This is a genomic window from Roseateles sp. (assembly GCF_965262435.1).
In the GTDB taxonomy this organism is placed as follows: Bacteria; Pseudomonadota; Gammaproteobacteria; order Burkholderiales; family Burkholderiaceae_C; genus Paucibacter_A.
Genome location: NZ_OZ253537.1, coordinates 1,396,953 through 1,417,298, shown reverse-complemented (window position 1 = coordinate 1,417,298; position 20,346 = coordinate 1,396,953). Strand labels below are relative to the sequence as shown.

15 protein-coding genes are annotated in these 20,346 nt (G+C 62.2%); 12 read left to right on the top strand and 3 right to left on the bottom strand.

The window, feature by feature from the left end:
* Positions 1-6 precede the first annotated feature (6 nt).
* A complete protein-coding gene (locus tag ACQY39_RS06120) occupies positions 7-3,261 on the bottom strand; it encodes a two-component regulator propeller domain-containing protein (protein ID WP_428504386.1) in 3,255 nt (1,084 codons plus the stop codon).
* Positions 3,262-3,328: 67 nt separating this feature from the next.
* Positions 3,329-4,312: a potassium channel beta subunit family protein gene (locus ACQY39_RS06115; RefSeq protein WP_428504384.1), complete on the bottom strand. Its 984-nt coding sequence runs from the start codon at positions 4,310-4,312 to the stop codon at positions 3,329-3,331.
* 304 nt (positions 4,313-4,616) lie between these two features.
* Between ACQY39_RS06115 and ACQY39_RS06110 the strand changes: the two genes are divergently transcribed.
* From ACQY39_RS06110 to ACQY39_RS06075, 8 genes are all read left to right on the top strand, one after another.
* Positions 4,617-6,917, top strand: coding sequence for an SLBB domain-containing protein (locus tag ACQY39_RS06110; protein WP_428504382.1), 2,301 nt, complete (start codon positions 4,617-4,619; stop codon positions 6,915-6,917).
* 40 nt (positions 6,918-6,957) lie between these two features.
* The gene (locus ACQY39_RS06105; protein WP_428504380.1) at positions 6,958-8,046 is read left to right on the top strand and encodes a hypothetical protein; all 1,089 of its coding nucleotides are present in this window, start codon (positions 6,958-6,960) and stop codon (positions 8,044-8,046) included.
* Between the two features lie 214 nt (positions 8,047-8,260).
* Positions 8,261-9,022: an aldolase/citrate lyase family protein gene (locus tag ACQY39_RS06100; RefSeq protein ID WP_428504378.1), complete on the top strand. Its 762-nt coding sequence runs from the start codon at positions 8,261-8,263 to the stop codon at positions 9,020-9,022.
* Entirely contained in the window at positions 9,015-10,526 is a 1,512-nt protein-coding gene (locus tag ACQY39_RS06095) for a lipid II flippase MurJ (protein ID WP_428504376.1), read from the top strand. The genes ACQY39_RS06100 and ACQY39_RS06095 overlap by 8 nt, the downstream gene beginning before the upstream one ends.
* Positions 10,523-11,077 (top strand): sugar transferase, encoded by a 555-nt coding sequence (locus ACQY39_RS06090; protein ID WP_428504374.1) that lies wholly within the window; start codon positions 10,523-10,525, stop codon positions 11,075-11,077. Before ACQY39_RS06095 ends, ACQY39_RS06090 begins: the two co-directional genes overlap by 4 nt.
* Complete coding sequence (gene asnB, locus ACQY39_RS06085; RefSeq protein ID WP_428504372.1) at positions 11,078-12,832, top strand: asparagine synthase (glutamine-hydrolyzing); 1,755 nt, start codon at positions 11,078-11,080, stop codon at positions 12,830-12,832.
* A gap of 13 nt (positions 12,833-12,845) precedes the next feature.
* Complete coding sequence (locus tag ACQY39_RS06080; protein WP_428510733.1) at positions 12,846-13,709, top strand: sterol desaturase family protein; 864 nt, start codon at positions 12,846-12,848, stop codon at positions 13,707-13,709.
* Complete coding sequence (locus tag ACQY39_RS06075; protein WP_428504370.1) at positions 13,684-14,652, top strand: hypothetical protein; 969 nt, start codon at positions 13,684-13,686, stop codon at positions 14,650-14,652. The genes ACQY39_RS06080 and ACQY39_RS06075 overlap by 26 nt, the downstream gene beginning before the upstream one ends.
* On the opposite strand, the gene ACQY39_RS06070 is transcribed toward ACQY39_RS06075, so the two are convergent.
* Positions 14,614-15,009 carry a hypothetical protein gene (locus ACQY39_RS06070; RefSeq protein WP_428504368.1) on the bottom strand — a complete coding sequence of 132 codons (396 nt, stop codon included), beginning with the start codon at positions 15,007-15,009 and terminating at the stop codon, positions 14,614-14,616. The two genes, ACQY39_RS06075 and ACQY39_RS06070, sit on opposite strands and share 39 nt — an antisense overlap.
* Before the next feature lie 74 nt (positions 15,010-15,083).
* Here ACQY39_RS06070 and ACQY39_RS06065 point away from each other — a divergent pair, with 74 nt between their 5' ends.
* Genes ACQY39_RS06065 through ACQY39_RS06050 form a run of 4 tightly spaced genes read left to right on the top strand, consistent with a single transcriptional unit; the run spans position 15,084 to position 20,346 of the window.
* The gene (locus ACQY39_RS06065) at positions 15,084-16,904 is read left to right on the top strand and encodes a hypothetical protein (RefSeq protein ID WP_428504366.1); all 1,821 of its coding nucleotides are present in this window, start codon (positions 15,084-15,086) and stop codon (positions 16,902-16,904) included.
* A 31-nt stretch (positions 16,905-16,935) separates the two neighbouring features.
* On the top strand, positions 16,936-17,727 hold the full coding sequence (locus ACQY39_RS06060; protein ID WP_428504364.1) for a hypothetical protein: 792 nt from the start codon (positions 16,936-16,938) through the stop codon (positions 17,725-17,727).
* Positions 17,724-18,986, top strand: a complete 1,263-nt coding sequence (locus tag ACQY39_RS06055; protein ID WP_428504362.1) for a UDP-glycosyltransferase — start codon at positions 17,724-17,726, stop codon at positions 18,984-18,986. Before ACQY39_RS06060 ends, ACQY39_RS06055 begins: the two co-directional genes overlap by 4 nt.
* 34 nt (positions 18,987-19,020) lie before the next feature.
* Positions 19,021-20,346 (top strand): N-acetyl sugar amidotransferase, encoded by a 1,326-nt coding sequence (locus ACQY39_RS06050; protein ID WP_428504360.1) that lies wholly within the window; start codon positions 19,021-19,023, stop codon positions 20,344-20,346.

Sequence of the window (20,346 nt, the reverse complement as noted above, 5' to 3'; positions counted from 1 at the left end):
CCAGGTTCAGCCCGGTCTGAGCGCCGAGCTGACGCGCAGCACGCCCTCGTCCTGCAGCCAGTCGGCGGCCGCACGCTCGCGCAACTGCTGGGCGCTGCCGCTGTTGGCCTGCAGCACGCCCATCCAGCCGTCGCGGCCACCGCGCTTGACGGCGTAGAGCATGGCATCGGCCACGTCGACGGTGCGGTTCCAGTCCAGCGCGCGCGGATGCTGCGGCGAGAGCGGGAAGCAAGCAAAGCCGATCGAGCAGGTCTTGTGCAGGACCAGGCCGTCGGCATCGAGCACAAAGGGGTGCTCGGCCACCAGCGCGCGCATGCGCTCGGCCAGCTCGGGCGCATGGCTGCGCGGGCTGCCGCGGGCGACGATCAGGAACTCCTCGCCGCCCCAGCGCACCAGGTAGTCGGTGTCGCGGAAGACCTGGCGCAGGCGGTCGCGCATCTGCTTGAGCATGCGGTCGCCGGCCGCGTGGCCGAAGCGGTCGTTGATGTCCTTGAAGTGGTCGATGTCGATCAGGAAGAAGATCAGATCGGCATCCTCGGGCATCGGCCCGCCCTGGCGGGCTTGCGCCTCGTGGCGACGCAAGGTCAGCGCGACATCGGCCTCGATGTGCTGGGCCAGGAAGCGCCGGTTGCGCAGGCCGGTCAGCGGGTCGGACAGGCTCAGGTCCTCCAGCGCCAGCGACTTCTCCTCCAGCGCCCGCGATTTTTCCTGCAACGCAGCCGACAAGTCCTCGAGCTCGGCCGTGCGCTCGCGCACGCGCTGCTCCAGCCCCAGCTGGCGGCGTTCCAGATAGCCGGTGCGCCAGCGCACCAGGGCATAGAGCAGGCCGGCACCGCCCAGCGCAAGCGCCAGGCGCAACCACCAGGTCTGCCACCAAGCGGGATGGACCCGAACGGGAATGGCCAGCTCATGCGGGCTCCACAAGCCGCTGCGATTGCTGGCCTTGACCTTGAGCAGATAGTGGCCAGGGCTGAGATTGCTGTAGCTGGCCAGGCGCTGGGTGGCGCTGGTGTTGATCCAGCTGCCGTCATAGCCTTCCAGCTGGTAGGCATAGCGGACACGCCCCGGGTCGCTGTAGTCCAGGGCCGCGAACTCCAGGCTGAAGCTGCGCTGCTGCGGCTGCAGCTGAAGGCCCTGCGGCGCCAGCAGGCCGACATTGACTCGCTCGCCATTGATGCGCAGCTCGCTGGCCACCACCGGGGGCTGGTAGGCCCAGGCTTCGAAGCGCTCGGGGTCCACCACCATCAAGCCGCGGCCCGCGCCGAACAGGAAGCGCCCGTCCTGTAAGCGCACATAAGAGCGGAACCAGCTGGTGCCGGCATCGGCGCCGTCGGCCGGGGTCAGCTCGTAGAGGTGGTCGCGGTTGGGGTCATAAACATAGTTCTGGCTCCAGATGCGGCCCCGTTCGTCATCCAGCAAATTGGCACCGAAAGCGCGGCCGCCAATGCCCTTGCGCTCGCTGATGGCGTCAAAGCTGGCCTGGCGACCGTCCCAGCTGGTCATCTGATGCAGGCCGGTGGCGGTGTCCACCCAGAGGCGCTGACGGCGATCGATCAGAAGGCCGGTGACGATGCCATTGCGCAAGCCCTGGCCGGCCACCGTGGGCACGCTCTGGAACTCGCGCGCGCCGGCCGGGCGCAGGAACAGGCCAGCTTCGCCGCCCACCCAGAGTGCGCCGTCCTCGGCCTCGACGATGGCATTGAGCTCGCCCCGGAGCGCCGCGCCGCCGGCCAGGTGGTGACGCAGCGCCGGCCCTTGGCCGCCGAGCATCTGGTACAGGCCATCCTGGGTGCCGACCCAGAGGTCGCCGTTGCGGGCCAGCACCGTGCGGCGCAAGCGCCCATGGGCCACATCCAGGTTCTGCAGGGCGCGCCCCTGCGCATCGACACGCAGCAGCTGCCCGTCCACGCCCACCCAGACGGTGCCGTCCCGGGCCCGTGCCAGGGTGGAGACCCGCACCGGCTCATCCGCCCGACGCTTGAGCGCGCCGCGCAGGTCAATATGTCGGTGCAGGCGCAGTTGGGCATCGAGCACCCCCAGGCCCTGGGCCGTGGTGCCGACCCAAACCTCGCCCCCGTCCAGCTCCAGCAGGGCGCGGGCGCTCGGGTCCTCGAACACGGCGTCGCCATGCTCGTCAAGCTTGCGCACGCCGATGCTGAGCTGGTCGGCATCATGGCGCTGCAGGCCGCCGCCAAAGCCTCCAACCCACATCCAGCCGCCGCGGTCGAGCAGCAAACAGCGCACCTCGTTGCCACCGAGGCTGCTGGGGTTGCGCGGGTTGTGGCGCAGGGTTTGCTGCAGGCGCCCGTCGGCGGCAGCGCGCAGCTCCACGCCACCGGCCCGGCCCACCCAGACCAAGCCCGGGCCGGCCTGGGCCAGGGCATAGACCGCGCCGCGCGGCCCGTTCTGCTCCAGCATGTTGACGCGTCGGCTGCCGGGGTCCACCAGGGCCAGATCGCCTTGCTGGGTGCCGACCCAGATCTGCCCGTCATCGGCCTGAGCCAGACGCAGCACCATGGGCTGGGCTGGTGTGGCACTGCCCTCGCGGGATCGGTTTGGCAAGGGCACGGGCTCGAACTGCTCGCTGCCGGCCGCCTTGCGCGCCAGGCCGCCGAGGCCACCGACCCAGAGCGTGCCCTCGCGGTCCAGCAGCAGGGCTTGGACGCTGTTGTCGGGCAGGCTGCCGGCCCGCCCGGGTTGATGGCGGTAGTGCACAAAGCTCTGGCGCGCCGGGTCGAAACGGCTCAGGCCGTGGAGCGCAGTGCCCAGCCAGAGCTGCCCGTCGGGCGCCTCGGCCAAGGCCAGCACGGCGCCCTCCGGCGCGCTGCGGTCGGGCTGCGCCGGCTGGTGGCTGTAGAGCTGGGTGCGTTCGCTGGCGGGGTCGTGAACCGCCAGGCCGCCGGAATCGCTACCGATCCAAAGGCGCCCGTCGCGCCCGACCAGCAGCACCCGCACAAAGCCAAGGCTGCGGCGCCCGCCATCGACCGCGGTGTCCAGCTGCAGCTGGCGAAAGCTGTAGCCGTCGAAACGCAAAAGGCCGGCGGCCGAGCCCACCCACAAAAATCCTTCGCGATCCTGCGCCAGGGCCGACAGCACATTGTTGGGAATGACGCCGTTCTGACCGACGGTTTCGAATCGCAGAGCCAGCTCGGCAGGCGCGCGACTGGCGGCGGCCGGTATGGCATGCGCCCAGCCGGCCAGCAGCCAGGCTAGGCCGAACAGAAAGCAAAAGGGGCTGAAAGGGAGTGGGCGGCTTTGCATCAGGCCCGATGGTAGGCCAAGGTCGGGGGTGGCCGGGCGCGGAACAGCGCTGCCCGGCCTGCGCTGATCAGCGCGCCAGGGGCTGGGTGATGGCGTCGATGCGCGCCAGCACCTCGGGCGTCAGCTTCGGCGTCAGCGCCAGCGCGCCGAGGTTGTCCTGCAGCTGCGACAGCTTGCTGGCGCCGAGGATGACGGTGCTCACCTGCGGGTTGCGATTGGCCCAGGCGATCGCCAGCTGGGCCACATTGCCGCCCAGATCAGCGGCCACCTTCTCCAGCTCGGCCACGGCCTTGTTCTTGGCCGCGTCCTGCAGCTGCTCGCGCAGCCAGCCCATGCTTTCGATGGCGCCGCGGCTGCCTTCGGGAATACCGGCCTTGTACTTGCCGGTCAGCAGACCCGAAGCCAGCGGGCTCCAGGTGGTCAGGCCCAGGCCGATGTCCTGGTACAGGCGGGCATATTCCTGCTCGACCCGCTGGCGGTGGAAGAGGTTGTATTGCGGCTGCTCCATCACCGGCTTGTGCAGATGGTGACGCTCGGCAATCTCCCAAGCGGCGCGGATATCGGCAGCCGACCATTCGCTGGTGCCCCAGTACAAGGCCTTGCCCTGGGTGATCATGTCGCTCATGGCGCGCACGGTTTCCTCGATCGGCGTGTGCGGGTCGGGGCGGTGGCAGTAGACCAGGTCGATGAAGTCCAGCTGCATGCGCGTGAGCGCGCCGTCGATGGCCTGCATCAGGTACTTGCGGTTGAGCGTGTCCTTGCGGTTGATGGTGTTGTTGCCCTCACCGCCCAAGCCCCAAAAGAACTTGGTCGAGACCACGTACTGCAGGCGCGGCCATTTCAAGGCCTTGAAGGCCTCGCCCATCACCCGCTCGCTCTGCCCTTGGGCATAGACCTCGGCGTTGTCGAAAAAGTTGACGCCGGCATCAAAAGCGGCCGCCAACATCTCGGTGGCGGCCTTGGTGTCGACCTGGTTGTGATACGTGACCCAGGAACCCAAGGACAGCTCGGAGACTTGCAGGCCGCTGCGGCCCAAACGACGGTATTGCATGGTGGAATTTTCCGGAAGCCAGAAGGTTGGCAAGCGTAGCGGACTTGAACAAGGAACCGCTCTGAAGCAAGAAAATGCCCGAAATTCCTTCAGTCATAATCGCCGCCAACAATACCGGACACAGCAATGTGCCGCGCACAACTTCATGGCAGCGCCGAAGCTTTGGAAGGCCATGAAGCCCATCTCGGATTCCGCCCCTGTCGACTCATGCGCCACCCCGCCGGGTCGCAGTCGGGCGGCCTGTTCCAGCGAGCTGCGAGCTCAACCACTGTCAACACATCTCGGTTCCGCATACTTTATGAGCATGAATTTGCCTCGCCTGGCTCGTTCGGCGACTCTTGTCGCCGGCGCTGTTTTTCTGGTCGTCCAAGCCGCATCGGCCCAACAGGCGCCCCTTCCGACGCCCACACCGACGGGCCCCTCGGCCAGCAGCGTGGAACTGGATCGGAACCGCAGCAGCCTGGTTCAGGTGCAGGACGCCGTGGAGCGCGAAGAAAACCGGCCCAAGCGTCGGACCTTGACCGAGACGTCGACCCAAGAGCTCGAGTTCCAGGACTATGTCAACCGGAACTACGGCAAGTGGCTTCCGGTGTACGGGCTGGACGCGTTCTCCTTTGAAGATCAGGGCTTTGACGCCCCCGTCAACAGCGCGCCCAGCGAGGTGTACGAGGTGGGCATTGGCGATCAGATTCGCGTCAAGCTGTCCGGCTCGCTGGAACTGGACGCCAATCTGGTGGTCGACAACACGGGCTTCATCACACTCCCCCGGGTCGGCGCCATCCAGGTGGCCGGTGTCCGCAAGTCGGAACTGCAGGGCGTGATTGGCAAGGCGGTCGCCCGCCTGTACACGGGCTACTCCCTTCATGTCTACACCGGGGCCCTGCGCACCATCTCGATCTATGTGGTGGGACATGCCGCACGACCCGGCGCCTACCGGGTGCCCGCCACCAGCACCTTGATCAATGCCATGTACGCCTCCGGCGGCCCCAACCCGGCCGGCTCCTTGCGTGCCGTCCGGCTGATGCGCCAGGGCAAGCAAGCCAGCAGCTTCGACTTCTATGACGTGGTGTCGCAGGGCTCGACCGCTGGCGATGCCGCCCTGCGCAACGGCGACGTGCTGCACATCCCCCCCGCCGGCGGACGGGTGGCCTTGATCGGCGCGGTCAACCAGCAAGCCATTTTCGAGCTGGCGCCCCAAGGCACCAGTCTGTCCAAGCTTCTGCAACTGGCCGGAGGCGTACCCGGTGTAGCCCGAGTCGAACGCATCACGGTGGACCGCGTCGACCGCCAGAAGCCCGAAGCCCCCAAGCAGGTGTTCTCGCTCGACCTCCGCACCGCCGACGCAGAGTTCGCGCTGCAGGACGGCGATGTGATCACGGTTCAGCAAATCGGTGACAAGTTCTCGAACATGGTCGCCGTGCGCGGCAGCGTCTACCAACCCTTGCGTCGCCCATGGTCCAAGGGCATGCGAGTGAGCGACCTCATTCCCAGCGCCGCTGCCCTGTACTCACCAGAAACCGCCCGCGCGCGCAATGACCTCGCCTTCGGTCAGGCCAGCAAGCGTTCGAAGCTCCCGGTGCTCGCGGCACCTGGCGGGGTGGTCACGACGTCCGAAGAACTGACTGGCAGCAAGCTCGAGTCCTTGGTGCCTTCGGACAATATCAATTGGAATCTGGCCACGATCGAACGGATCAATGAATTGACCGGGCAAACAGAGTTGGTGCACTTCAATCTGGGCCAGGCCCTGCGCAACCCGGGCGGCCAGGACGACTTGCTGCTGCTTCGCGGCGATCAGATCGTGGTCTACGGCGACAAAACCCTCACCTTGCCAGAAGAGCTGCGCAACCGTTATGTCAAGGTGGAAGGCGAAGTGCACGGCCCAGGGGTCTACCAGCTGGCACCGGGTGAAACGCTCAAGCAACTGCTGCAAAGAGCAGGCGGAGCGACAAGCCGCGCCTTCCCTTACGGCATCCGTGTGACACGGGCCAGCCAAGTCGCGCTGCAAAAGGAGCAACTCAAGAAAGCTGCCCAATTGCTCGAGGACACGATCTCCGCGCAATCGGCCGAAATGCTAGGCGCCGGCACGAACTCCGAGCAAAAAAGCATGAACGAATCGCTGATTGCCGAAATCAAGCGTCGCGCCAGTTTGCTGAAAGCACAAACCCCCGATGGCCGTATTGCGATTGACGCGCCCGTCACGGCCACGACCGCCCAGCTGCCCGATTTCGCACTCGAAGACGGCGACACGATCCACCTCCCGGCCAAGCCCAGCCATGTGTCGGTCTATGGTGCCGTGAACAACCCGATCACGGCGCTTTGGACAGATGGGTCCAACCTGGCGCGCTATATCGAGGCGGCCAAGCCGAAGAAGTCGGCCGACCTGTCGGAGGTCTATGTGATTCGCGCCAATGGCCGGGCAGAAACCGTCTCGCGTGGCTCGCTGTTCTCATCCGGGAACAGCGTGGCCTACCCTGGCGACAGCATTTTTGTACCGGAAGAGCCCGTCCGCATGAGTTTGACCTCGGCGTGGATGAATGGCCTGAAGGACTGGTCGCAAGTGATCTTCCAAATGGTGATTGGCGCCCGGGCCGCCAAGGGCCTGTGACGGCCTCGGCCGGTCTTGCTGAAACAACGGAGTTGACCCTGTGACCCTTCGGTCCCGCCGCGCGATGTGCCTAAGCTTGGCAGGTGCGCTGGCCTCATCCAGTGGGCTGGCGGCCCTGGCTCGTCCGCCGCAGCGTTACTCCTATTTCAGCCCCGGCACGGGCACGGTCAACCTCGAACAGTCTGGGTTCGAACCTCGCCGCTTTCAGGCGATGGGGGCCACGCTGCCTTCTGATTTCTATGTCTTGACCGGATGGAGCCAAACTTTGGCCAAGCTGAGTTCCGGCGGCAAGATGTTGTGGCAATTGGATGTTCGAGGCGGTGTTGGCGCCTATGCACTGGGCAGATTCGAGAATCGCCTGATCGTCGGCTTTGGCCGCGAGGTGCTGGCCGTGGACCCACAAAATGGCCAGGTAACCCAGCGCCTCGCCTTGCCATCCGCCAGCGGCGAAGTCATCGGTTTCCTGCGCGTGCAAGGCGACATGCTGATCACTGGGGATTCCAGCGGGCCCTGCACTTTGCAGTTTTACAAACTGAGTTTGAACGGTCGCGGGAAGGTCCAAACCGCGGCCATGGGCTCGCTTCCCAGCAACACCCAATACCCACGCGATGCGCTCTTTATCGCGCCGGACCGCCTGGCCGTTGCGGACACCTTCGGGCACGCCGTCGTCCTCTACGAGCACAGCTCCAGATGGCGCGAGCGCCGCCGCCTCCGCGAGTACTACCCGAATATGTTGGCGTATACCGACGGGAAACTCGATGTGCTTTCCGAGCATGGCAATCGCTTGGTGCAAATTGACCTCCAAACCGGTCAGCGCAGCACAAGAATTGCCTGCCCGCATCCGCTCTTTATGGACCCGAATACCCAACCTCAGCAAATCACGGCTGAGGAAAGCAGCACCATGACGGGTGAGACGCCGCCCCGACAGATCTGTACTGCCGATGTTTCTGGCAATCAAACACTCTATGCCGCCAATGGTTTTTTTGACAACGGCGCAGGGAACGTCTGGGTGGCCGACACCGACAACCATCGGGTGGTAGTTTTTCAGAACGGCAAATTCTTGGGCGCTGTTTCAGGCGTCAACCACCCCATAAGGGTGATCCCTGAGCCTTTCTCGAGCGCCAGATAATGCCCAAACTCAGCTGCGGCATTCCTGACCCTAAACCCTTACGCTGCTCAATTGAACGAGACGCTGCGACGGCCTCCTGCTGCAAATGAAATTCCTTCTGATCACCAACTGCACTGATATTGCCCAGTTTGCGCTGGCCCGAGGCGTTGACCGCATCTTTGTCGACCTGGAATCCCTGGGCAAGCAAGAACGCCAGGGTCACCTGGACACCGTGATGAGCAAGCACTCGGTCGCCGATGTGCGCCGCTTGCGGCCCGTCGTTCCCGAAGGGCGCCTCCTGGTGCGGATCAACCCCATGAACGAAGGCAGCCCGCAGGAAATCGACGCCGTGATCGAGGCGGGCGCCGACATCCTGATGCTGCCCATGTTCCGCAACCCTGCCGAGGTTCGCGCCTTCACGAGTGCCGTGGCCGGTCGGGCCAAAACCTGCCTGCTGGCCGAGACGATTGGCGCGGCCGAGTCCTTGCGTGACTGTGTTCGCGTCCCGGGTGTGGATGAGGTCCACCTGGGTCTGAATGACCTTCACCTGGAGCTCGGCCTGAACTTCATGTTTGAGCCGCTCGCGAACGGCATGGTCGACGAACTCGCGGCCCTGTTGCGAGAAGAAGGTGTGCCCTTCGGAATGGGCGGCGTCGCGCGCGCGGGCGAAGGTCTGCTGCCGGCAGAACTGCTGCTGTCCGAACACGCACGGCTCGGCTCCAGCGCGGCGATCCTGTCTCGCACCTTCCATCGCCAGGCCGCTAGCGTGCACGAGATCGAATCCCAAATGGACTTTGGCAGCGAGATCAACAAGCTCAGGGCGGCCTATTCCGCCGGTCTGCAAGCGGCACCTGAGGCGCTCCAAGCAACCCGCGATCAAGTGCGCAGCGCCATCGCGGAGATCGCCACGGCGATCCGGCAGAAGCGCTTGCAGCAAAGCCCGCATATCAGCCAGAGTCCTGTGACGGCCGCCCATCGCGGGGCCGTCCGTGCTTGACACGGCCAAAGCCAAGACCGCTCGCATTCTCAGCGCCAGCCTGGTTCTCAGCCTGGCCTTGATGGCAGGCCGGCTGGCGGGCTTCGGGCGGGAGCTGGTTCTGGCGTCTTCCCTGGGTTTGAGCGCAGAAGCCGATCTGGCGGTGCTGCTGCTCACCTTGCCCGACCTGCTGGTCAATCTGCTGTTGTCAGGCGGCTTGGCGATTGCCCTGGTGCCAGCCTTGCATCGCGCAGGGCCCGCGGGGGCAGGCGCCTTGTTTCGGCAGAGTTCGCTGCTGGTCGGCCTGCTGTTCAGCGCACTCGGCCTGGTGATCGGCCTGTTCCCGCAGCTGTGGCTCCAGCCCTTGGCGCCGGGCTTGGCGGTGCCGGCCGACATCCTCGGCTCGGGGCTGCTGCTGGTGCTGGGCATGTCCTTGCCGCTGTCCGCCTTGGCGGGCGTCAGCAGCGCGGCGTTGCAATCGCAGCAGAAGTTCTTTGTGGCCGGCTGCGGCACGCTGTTCTTCAACCTGTGCGTGATCGCCGGTCTGCTGGGCGCTGCCCAGTTCTCGGCGTCTCCCTTGGTGATGCTCTGCTGGTCCATTCTTGCCGGCACGGCCTTGCGCTGGCTGAGCCAAATGGCGGCAATGCCTGGCTCCTATATCCGACAGGCAAGTCCGAAACGCTACATCGATGGCGCGCTGCTGCGGGCCTTCGCCACGGGCCTGCTGTCGGCTTCGCTGCTCATCCTGGTGCCCGTGATCGTCCGCTCTTTCGCGTCCCTGCTCGGCCCCGGCCAGATCGCGGCCTTCAACTACGCCAACAAGCTGATCGAGCTGCCTCTGGGCATTTTGATCACCACCCTGGCCACGGTGGCCTACCCCAAGCTGTGCGAGTTGTACGGTCAAGGCGACAGCGCAGCGGCGGCCAGAACACTGGCAGCGGCCTTGAGCCGAGGCCTCATCTTGTCGCTTTGCGTGCTCGGCACCGGGCTCTGGTCGGGCGATGCGATCGTCGCCCTGCTGCTACAGCGCGGCAAGATTGACGCTCAGGGCGCGGCGGCGATCACCACCTTGCTGCACATTGCCTTGCTGTCAGTGCCACTGGTCGCCGTGAGCAGCCTTGCGGCTGCGGCGCTGAACGCACGCCAGCAAACCGGCCGGGTGCTGCTGCTCACGCTGGCCGCACTCCTGAGCTTGGTGCTGTTCTGCATCCCTGGTCTGCTCCAACAGTCTGCCCCGCAGCTGATGTGGGCCATGGTCGGCTTCCATGCGGTGTTTGCCGGCCTGCTGCTCTGGCAGCTTCGCTCGGCAGGCGTGGCCGGCCGCCTGCCTTTGGAAACTAAAATCCTGCCCGGCCTGGGTTTTAGTGGCTTGGTGTGCCTGGCTGGCGCCGCATTGGATGGGCAGCTGGCCGGCTTCGCGCCATGGCTGCGCGCCCTCCTGGCCGTGTTCACCTTTGGCCTGGCCGCCTTTGTGGGCCTCCGATGCCTCCGTTCCTCGACCCCTCCCACCTCACCTGCGGCATGAAGCGAATCTTTGACATTCTTGCGGCCCTGTTCACATTGCTGGTGCTAGGGCCTGTGCTCCTGGGTGTGGCCGTGGCCATCAAGCGGCAAGACGGCGGCCCCGTGATGTTTCGCCAACGGCGGATTGGCCGGGGCGGCCACGAGTTTTCCATCCTCAAGTTCCGCAGCATGGTCTTGAACGCCGAAAAACTGGGCGGGTACTCAACCGCTGACGGCGACCCGCGCATCACTCCGGTGGGCCGGTTCATCCGTCGCACCAGCCTCGACGAACTGCCCCAGGTCATCAACGTCCTCCGGGGCGATATGAGCATCGTCGGCCCGCGGCCCGATGTGCCCGCGCAAAGAGCGGACTACACCGCCGAAGAATGGCGCGAGCGCCATCTGGTGCGCCCGGGCATCACCGGCCTGGCTCAAGCCACCCGACGCTCGGAAGCCACGGCCGAAGAGCGCAAGCGCCTGGACATTCACTACGCTCGCCATGCCTCTTTTTGGATGGACATGCGCATCATCGCCTTGACTTTCAGGCAAATCATTGGGAAAGGCGGCAACTGAGTGTGCGGCATTTTTGGCTACTTCAATCGCGACGGCCTGTCGCTTCCCGCTGAGCGCTTGAGCGCCATGGGCGCGGCCATTCGGCACCGCGGCCCGGACGACCAGGGCGTCTTCACGGCCCCCGGCGTGGCCATCGGCAATCAACGCCTGTCCATCATCGATGTGGCCGGCGGCCATCAGCCCTTTGTCTCCGACGACGGGCAAATCGCGGTGGTCCAGAACGGCGAGATCTTCAACCACATCGAGCTGGCCCAGGATCTGGCGCGCACGGGCCATGCCTGCCGCAGCCACTCTGACACCGAAGTGCTGCTGCGCCTGTATGAGCGCGAAGGCATCGGCTTTGTCAGCAAGCTCAACGGCATGTTCGCCATCGCCATCTACGACGCCCGCGAGCAGGCCGTGTACCTGGTGCGCGACCGCATTGGCGTCAAACCGTTCTATGTCCATGACGATGGCCGGCAGCTGAGTTTCGGCTCCGAGATCAAGGCCATTCTGCAGACCGGCATGGCCAAGCCCGGCATGGATGTCGAGGCGCTGCACCATTTCCTGACCTTCAACTATGTCCCCGCCCCGTACACCATGTACCAGGGCATCAAGCACCTGATGCCGGGGCACCTGATGAAGGTGACACGCCAAGGCAGCGAGACGCGCGCCTGGTGGAGCCTGGCCGATATCGAGCCGGTGCACGGGAGAGCCGAATCCGACTGGATCGAAGAGTTCAACACCATCCTCGACGACGCGGTTCGGCTGCGCCTGCGCTGTGATGTGCCCTTCGGCGCGTTCCTCTCGGGCGGCGTGGACTCCAGCTCCATCGTCGGCCTGATGGCGCGCCACATGAACGAGCCGGTCAAGACCTTCTGCATCGGCTTCGACGACCCGCGCTATGACGAGTCCGCCTTTGCCCAGGAGGCGGCGGATCGCTTCGGTACCCAGCACGTGATGGAGAAGGTCAACCCGGACATGCTGGACCTGTGGCCCATGGCCACCTACCACTGCGACCAGCCCCATGGCGACGTGTCCTTCCTGCCCACCTACCGGGTGTCGGCTCTGGCGGCCAAGCATGTCAAGGTGGTGCTGACCGGCGACGGCGGCGATGAGCTGTTCGCCGGCTATGACAAGCACAAAAGCTTCTTTGCCCAAGCCGGCCTGGCCGAGCTGAACGACGAGCAGTTCCAGCGCCGCTACTTCGATTCCATCTCCTTGTTCAGCCCCGAGGGCAAGCTCGCGCTCTACGCACCTGAACTGCGAGCGCAATTGGCAAGCCTGGATTCATTCGAGGTGGCGCGCCCCTACTTCCAGGCGGTGCCGCACCAGGACCGCATCAACCAGGCCCTGTACCTGGACATGCAGTTGCTGCTCTCGGGGAACAACCTGGTGAAGCCCGACCGCATGGGCATGGCCGTCTCCCTGGAAGCACGCACGCCTTTCCTGGACTACCGCATGATGGAATTCGCCTTCCGCATGCCCGGCGAATTGAAGCTCAAGAACGGCGAGACCAAGTACCTGTACAAGAAAGCCGTGGCGCCGCTGATCGGCGACCGCCTGGCCTACCGGAAGAAGCAGATGTTCACGGTGCCTGTGGGGGAATGGTTCAAGGACAGCAAAGCGGATTACGCACAGCAACACATGCCCACCGATACGAGCTTTTCCCCTGTCGCGCTGAATTCGCTTTGTGCTGACCACATTTCCGGCGCTGCAAATAAGACACGCGAATTGCGTGCCCTGATCGCAGTCTCACATTGGCAAGCTCTGTGAGCCAAGCTTGAACATGCTGGATCAATTGGGGCAACGGATTTTGCGAATGGCGCCAGCCATTGGCGAGAGTTTGCTCATTTCGGCGGGAATACTCCTGAGCCTGATGCTGGTGGAAGTCGCCTTGATCGGCTGGGCGCGAAGCTCGCTGAAGCGGTTGCTGTCTGGCAGCGCGAGCGCCCGAACCGATCTGGTAAGCGCAATCTTGGTGCTCAGCAATATTTCCTTGTTGCTCGGTACTCTCCTGTTTTTCGGACTGATCTATCTCATGCAGTCCTGGCTGAGGACACACATTGACCTGAGGCTGCTTGACCATGTCCAACAGCCCTGGCTCGCCTATGTGTTTTTTATCGCCGCCTTAGATTTTTCGAATTACTGGACGCACCGCCTGATGCATCGAATCGGGCCGCTGTGGGAAATCCACAAATACCACCACAGCGCGGACGAAATGACTATGTTGACGGCTTTGCGTGATCACCCGATGGAGCGGGCCTTGCTGCACGGCATCAACGCCATTCCAGTTGCCATGCTGGGAATGCCTCCTGAGCACTATTTGGGAGCACAACTGGCACTGCAAGGTCTAGGGTTTCTAAAGCACAGCAACCTCAACAACACCTGGGGCCATATCGGCACCTGGGTCATTCAATCCCCGGCAGCCCATCGCCTGCACCACAGCGCAGACCCGCGCGATTACAACTGCAATTTCGCCTCGGTGTTCCAGTTTTGGGATGTTCTGTTTGGAACGGCCCGCAACACCACCGCCACTGACATTGGCAAAACCAGAATCGGGCTGAACGAAGAGCCATGGAGCGAAACTCCACTTCGCGCCATGACCCAGGTTGTTCAAAGTTTCTATGGCCAGTTCAAAATTACCCGCTGACGGGATCGTGGCGCTGTTGGCGGCCACCTTTCTCACAGGGTTCGGTCTAAAGACCTTTGAAGCGTGGCCGCAAGTTCTTGATTTGTGGCAAGCCGAGGTCCACCCGATCCTGTTGATAGGCCACCCACACCTGTTTCGGTATCTGGTTGCCTACCCCGGCTTCATGCTGGAGGCTTACTTACCCAGTCTGGGATTTTCGCTCTACGTCGGCCTGTTCTTTGCTGCGAATGTCGCTCTCTGGCGAAAGCTCTCGCTGTTGGTGTGCGAGCGCAAACCGACAGTCTGGGCCTGGGCCATTTTTCTTGCGGCACACCTGGCCATGAACGGGCGTGGGGTCATCGCCTGGACGGCGTGGTTGCTGTGCGCCTGTACATGCCTGGAGATGAATCGCGGAGAAATCCAGGCGGGGCGCAAGCTCGTTGCCATGGCAGGTGCCAGCTTGCTGGCGGCCGTCAGCACCGGAGTCTTCATGGTCACGGTGTCTGCTTTGACCTATTTCCACTGGAAAGCCAGCAGGACGCGCCCAAAGAAGATGTCTCGGCTGAAAAGATACACCCTGTATCTCGTCGCGACACCGATCGTGTTCGTGATGGCCAACTACTTCGCGACCGCACTGACAAAAAATCTCGACTTTTATGGCGGGGGTCTCACGGGTGCCCTGACCATGCTGGAACATGGCTTGGGTGTGTTTTTACTCGGCCGCTCCACGAGTATCTTGCTCGTTTTGACAGCCTTGAGCCCTTTGCTGGCGGTCGCCGTCCTTCTGATGATTTCGGGTCGACCCATGAGGCCCGCGCAGACCCTGCTGGCATTCGCAATTGGCGGCGGCCTGTTTGGGTTTACGGTGCTGACGCTCGCTATACCGATAGCACTAATATGCTTTCAATATAGAGCCGCAAATAGATCAAGAAAATTCATTAAACCAGGGAGTTACGCAATATGAAAAAATATTCAGTACTACTGTCCATCCTCTTGACTGCATGCGGTGGCGGTGGAGGGGATGCAAACAACGACACACCGGCACCCGGTCCTGCACCTGCACCTGCACCTGCACCTGCACCTGCTCCGGCTCCGGCTCCGGCTCCGGCTCCGGCTCCGGCTCCGGCTCCGGCTCCGGCTCCAGCTCCAGCTCCAGCTCCAGCTCCAGCTCCAGCTCCAGCTCCAGCTCCAGCTCCAGCTCCAGCTCCAGCTCCAGCTCCAGCTCCTGCTCCTGCTCCGGCTCCTGCTCCGGCTCCGGCTCCGGCTCCGGCTCCGGCTCCGGCTCCTGCTCCGGCTCCTGCTCCTGCTCCTGCTCCTGCACCAGCGCCTGAGCCGAGTCCAGCTATCTTGCTAGGAACACCACCGGGCGCTATCGCAAATGCTGATGGGTACCGATTGAATTACCCACACGATGCAGTCGAAGGCAGCGATGGGGCTATATACATTTCAGAGACTTCTTCACATGCGATCCGAAAAGTCGTCAACGGAAAAATAGAGCTTTTCGCCGGCACTCTCAGCGCCGGCCATAACGGCGACGGGAACCGACTGACGACCGCCCTAAATTCACCAACGGGGCTTTCAATCCTCAATAACGAACTCTATTTTGCAGACACAGGCAACTACTTGATTCGCTCCATAGATCTACAAACCGGAGTAATTAAAACTGTAGCCGGCATTCCGGGAAAAATAGGTTGGCCAAACATAAGTCAGGAAACGAATAAAACCAACATTGGATACAGTGTTTGGATAGGACACGACAGTACTGGCGCATTATGGGCAGCAATGAACTCACGAACTCCCGGGGAGCTTCCGCGCCTTTACCGAGTGCCAGCCGGATACAAGTCCTGGTACCAATTTGACCTGCCAAACTACATTCCTGCGAACGTCATCAAAAGTGTTCGACCGGTCCCTGGGGTCGGCGTTGATCTAATGATCGACAATATGTTCTACCGACTAACTTCGCAATCAGCGAGCTCAAGAAGACTTTCCACACTATTTGGTGGCGGCATTCATTACGATCAGCAATCCCAAGTAACTTATATTGGCGACCACACCACGATCCTTGCAATAGATAAGGATGGAAGGGATGTGGGTCGACTACCCGTCTCCTTTGCGAATACAGTATCCATAAAGCCTTCAGCCCAAGGCGGAATGTTGGTAGTGGATTCAGATCAAGGACGAGTATACAAACTCACAAATCAAGGGGCAATTTCCTGGTCGACCGGCGGTGATGCAACAGCACTCGGAGTAATCGTTTCCCTTGCGAAGCACAAAGGAAAAATTTTAGCCTTAGACAACAACCGCCCATCAGTTATTTCAATTAATCCTGACGGCAGTGCAGCTAGCCGAACTGCCGGAAACGGGATACTGGGATGGGCCTCAATCAATGTAGCGGGCACATCCACAAGCTTCTACTATCCTGGGGCCATTGCTCTAGACAGCAAAGGGCACACATACATTGCCGAACAGAATCGCATCATGAAGATTGATGCGGCCAGCCAAACTGTCAGTCTTTTCTGCGGGTACGAGCGTGCAGGCAATGTTCATGGCGTCGATTGCAAAACGGCACGCTTTCAAGCAATTCGCGGGCTTGCCTTCGACGCAGCCGACAACCTTTTTGTGGCAGACACCTACAACAACCAAGTCAAGAAAATATCATCAGACGGTAGTTTGGTAACGCTTGTCGCAGGCAGTGGAGCGGGTCGCACCTCAACTGAACTTCTACCAAAATTTGACACAGCGGCCACAGCTTCCCCTTTGAATCACCCCCATGCAGTTCGAGTTTCCGCCGGCGGTGATCTCTATATTGCAGACTCTTGGAATAATGCAATCTACAAGATTGGGGCCACTGGCCGCTTGCAGTTGATTGCAGGTACGCCTGGACGAGCGACGAAGTGGACATCCAGTAATGCTCCATATCAAGATCAGGGCGAGTACAGCGGCGACGGCGGCGAGGCAACCAAGGCCAAGATGAATACGCCCTCGGGACTGTCGTTTTGCCCTAATGGGGATTTGCTTGTCGCGGACGAGTTCAATTTTGCAGTGCGCCGCATTGATACATCTGGAGTGATCACTACTGTCTTTGGCGGCCAGAATGGTTATGCGGCCAATGGGAGCAAGTCGGGCTACATCCACGATGTGCTTTGCGACGAAACAGGCTTCTATGCTGCAGACGTTGGCAATGCCTTGGTCTACCGCGTCAAGACCGCCAAATAGCCGCATGGTGTCAACGCCATTAGTGAGGTTTTTGGCCAAGACCCTTTCTGGTCTGGCGCTGCTCGCCGTCCCTTTGCTTGGCGCAGCTACCGAAGTGGACGGCCTCGATTTCCATCGCTCGTTTCTGAGGTTTGAGCTGGATCCAGCACGGACCGGCTCCAACAATGTGTCCCGCCGGCGGCTGGTGTCCTCGCTGACCATTGAAGATGTTCAAAGCCAGGTGACGAGCCGCTACTACCTGGGCGTCGCCTGTCGTGCCGAGGATGTCTATGGCAGCAAGAACAGAGGCCAATTGTTCTTGAGCCCCGGCTACGAGTTTTATGCCGTGTTTGCGTCGGACTCGATTCTGTTCGGGCGCAAGCAGACGCCCTACCGCCCGCAGAACAGCAGCATGTCGCTGAATTCGGGGCTGAAGAGCCTGGACATTTCGTTGCGATCGGGGAAATTCGCTGTCCTGAGCAATGCGGCGGAGATCCAGCAGGCCAGTCGCGCTGGAATTCCGCTGCAGGCCCGCGTGAGCTATCAGATGCAGGGCAGGACCATTAGCTTGGAGTTTCCAATCGACATCATGAATACCGTTGCCGGGACGAACAAGTTCCAAGGCACGGCAGGGCCCGTGCTGGTGCCTGCAAAGAGCTGGCAGGCCAAAGCCGGGTTGGATCATTTGCGCCGTGCGCACATCGTTTTCAAATCACTGGATGAGTTTGAGCTCGTGGAAGAAGCTGTGACTTCGGTCGGCATCTTTCTTGGCAAGACTGAGGTCATGGACTACCGCGAAATCAATCAATACAAGGGGCAGGTCGTATTGCTGAGTGACCGATGAACCTGAACAGCACCTACCAGCCCACCCCCGACTCAACATTTCTGATCGCCTATGGCGGTGGTCATGTCGCCATGTTGGCCCCTGTCGCGAAGGCTTTGTTGGCGGCGCAGAAGCCTTTTGTGTTCCTGGCCTTGACGACCGCCGGCGAATATCTGGAACGACAAGGCATCCCTCACATCGCCTATCGCCAACTGCCCGGCGCTCAGGACGCAGACGTCTTGGAACTCGGAGAACGCCTGGCTGCTGACCTGCCGGCTGGGGGGAGCGTGCCGCACGCGGAAACGGTGGCCTACCTCGGTCTGAACTATCGGGACTTGATTCGCCGCCTGGGCATTGAAGGGGCAGGCGCCGCCTATCAACAGCGCGGCCGTCAAGCCTTTCTTCCACAAGCGCTGTTTGAGGATGTGTTTGCGCAATGGCAGCCCGCACTGGTGGTGGCCACCAATTCACCGCGCAGCGAACAGGCAGCGCTGCTCGCGGCCGGCCGAATGGGTATCCCTTCGGTTTGTGCCGTCGACATCTTCGGCCTGCAGGAAGTTCAGTGGATCGGCCAGGCCGGCTATGCCAGACGGGTTTGCGTGCTGAACGAAGGCGTGCGGCAGATGTTCTTGTCCCATGGCCGCCGGCCCGAAGAAGTGGTAGTGACCGGCAACCCGGCTTTCGATCGATTGACCACCCCGGTCTCACTCCTGGCGGGTCAGCAGCTTCGTCAAGCGCGCGGGTGGAATGATGGCCGCATCTGTTTGCTCTGGGCCTCGCAGATCGAACCGGAACGCCACCCATTTGCCGAGCGCGTGGGCGACCCCAGCTTGCCGCGGCGCATCGAATCCTATCTGAGAGAATTCGTCGCTTTGCATGAGCAATTCCGCCTCGTGGTGAGGTATCACCCCAGCGAACGCGTGGAGTTTGAGGGCGGAAGTGCCAATGTGGAATTCAGCCCGTGTGGCGAGGATCTTGGCGCCTTGCTGCATGCTGTCGATGCGGTGGTGGTCACGGCCTCGACGGTGGGGCTGGAAGCCTCTCTGGCAGGTCGGCCCGTTTTCTCTGTCGACTGCTCGGTATTCACGGCGGATGCACCCTATAGCGAGATGGGTGTGTCGACGGGCGTGGCCGAACTGCCGCAGCTGGGTGCAGCCTTGCTGGCACTCAAGCCCCCGGCAGCGAGTGCTGTGGCGGGCGCGGGCGCATCGGCTGTTGCACCCGCTCAGGAGTCGGCTGCGGCTCGGCTGCTGAACGTCATGAACTCGCTTTTGAATTGATTTTTTCCGTTTCGTTTTGACAAGGGATTTACCAATGGATCGCATCTCTGCCCCCCAAGAAGTCGACAAATCTAAGTATCTGGGCGACGCGTTGAATCAGGAGGCCAAATATGGCCTGCCCTCAGAGGTGGTGTTTTGCAAGCGCTGCGTGATTTCAAATCAGCGCCCCAATTCGGCTGTGGAATACACCCACACCAAAGACTCCAAGAAGAAGACCATCAACTTCGACGCGGAAGGCATTTGTGACGCCTGCCGTTTTGCGGAGAAGAAGAACGGCGTGATCGATTGGGACGAGCGCGAGCGCGCCTTGCGCGATTTGCTGGACCGCCATCGCAGCAAGGACGGCAGCTACGACTGCATCGTGCCGGGCTCGGGCGGCAAAGACAGCTTCTACGCCTCGCACATTCTGCGCACCAAGTACGGCATGCATCCGCTGACCGTCACCTGGGCCCCGCACGTGTACACGGAATGGGGCTGGCGCAATTTCCAGCGCTGGATTCATGCTGGCCACGACAACTACCTGATGACCCCGAACGGGCGTGCACACCGCCTGCTGACGCGCCTGGCCGTCGACAACCTGTTCCACCCCTTCCAGGCCTTCATGTTTGGCCAGAAGTCGCTGGCACCCAAGATGTCGCTGCTGTTCAACATCCCCCTGGTCATCTACGGGGAAAACGAGGCTGAGTATGGCAACCCGATCGGTGACACCGAGTCGGCCAAGCGCGACTGGTCGTACTTCACGGCTGAAGACCAATCCAAGGTCAGCCTGGGCGGCGTCTCCGTCAAGGACCTGAAGTCGGAGTTCGGCCTGGAAACTCATGATCTGGCCCCGTACTTGCCAGCCAACCCGAACGAGATCGAAGAGAAGAAGACCGAGGTTCATTACCTGGGCTATTACCTGAAGTGGCATCCCCAGGCTTGCTACTACTACGCGGTCGAACACGGTGGCTTCGAGGCCTCGCCGGAGCGGACACCGGGTACGTACAGCAAGTACAACAGCATCGATGACCGCATCGACGACTTCCACTACTACACCACCGGCACCAAGTTCGGCATCGGCCGCGCAAGCTATGACGCGGCGCAAGAAATCCGTTCCGGCGACATCACTCGTGACGAAGGCGTCGCACTGGTGAAACGCTACGACCACGAGTTCCCGGAACGCTTTGCTGACGAGATCTTCAAGTACCTGAGCATTCCTGCCAACGAGTTCCCGGAAGCCAGCAAGATGTTCGAGCAGCCGATCATGACCCGTGAGTACTTCACCCACCTGACCGACAGTTTCCGTTCCCCGCATCTGTGGAAGTGGGAAGACGGCCAATGGAAGCAGCGCCACGCGGTTTGGCACCCGGACGTCAAGTAA

Excerpts from the sequence above, each read along its gene's own strand:
- ACQY39_RS06120 (WP_428504386.1), bottom strand. The coding sequence starts at position 3,261 with ATGCAAAGCCGCCCACTCCCTTTCAGCCCCTTTTGCTTTCTGTTCGGC.
- ACQY39_RS06115 (WP_428504384.1), bottom strand. The coding sequence starts at position 4,312 with ATGCAATACCGTCGTTTGGGCCGCAGCGGCCTGCAAGTCTCCGAGCTG.
- ACQY39_RS06110 (WP_428504382.1), top strand. The coding sequence starts at position 4,617 with ATGAATTTGCCTCGCCTGGCTCGTTCGGCGACTCTTGTCGCCGGCGCT.
- ACQY39_RS06100 (WP_428504378.1), top strand. The coding sequence starts at position 8,261 with ATGAGCAAGCACTCGGTCGCCGATGTGCGCCGCTTGCGGCCCGTCGTT.
- ACQY39_RS06090 (WP_428504374.1), top strand. The coding sequence starts at position 10,523 with ATGAAGCGAATCTTTGACATTCTTGCGGCCCTGTTCACATTGCTGGTG.
- ACQY39_RS06080 (WP_428510733.1), top strand. The coding sequence starts at position 12,846 with ATGCTGGATCAATTGGGGCAACGGATTTTGCGAATGGCGCCAGCCATT.
- ACQY39_RS06075 (WP_428504370.1), top strand. The coding sequence starts at position 13,684 with ATGGCCAGTTCAAAATTACCCGCTGACGGGATCGTGGCGCTGTTGGCG.
- ACQY39_RS06055 (WP_428504362.1), top strand. The coding sequence starts at position 17,724 with ATGAACCTGAACAGCACCTACCAGCCCACCCCCGACTCAACATTTCTG.
- ACQY39_RS06050 (WP_428504360.1), top strand. The coding sequence starts at position 19,021 with ATGGATCGCATCTCTGCCCCCCAAGAAGTCGACAAATCTAAGTATCTG.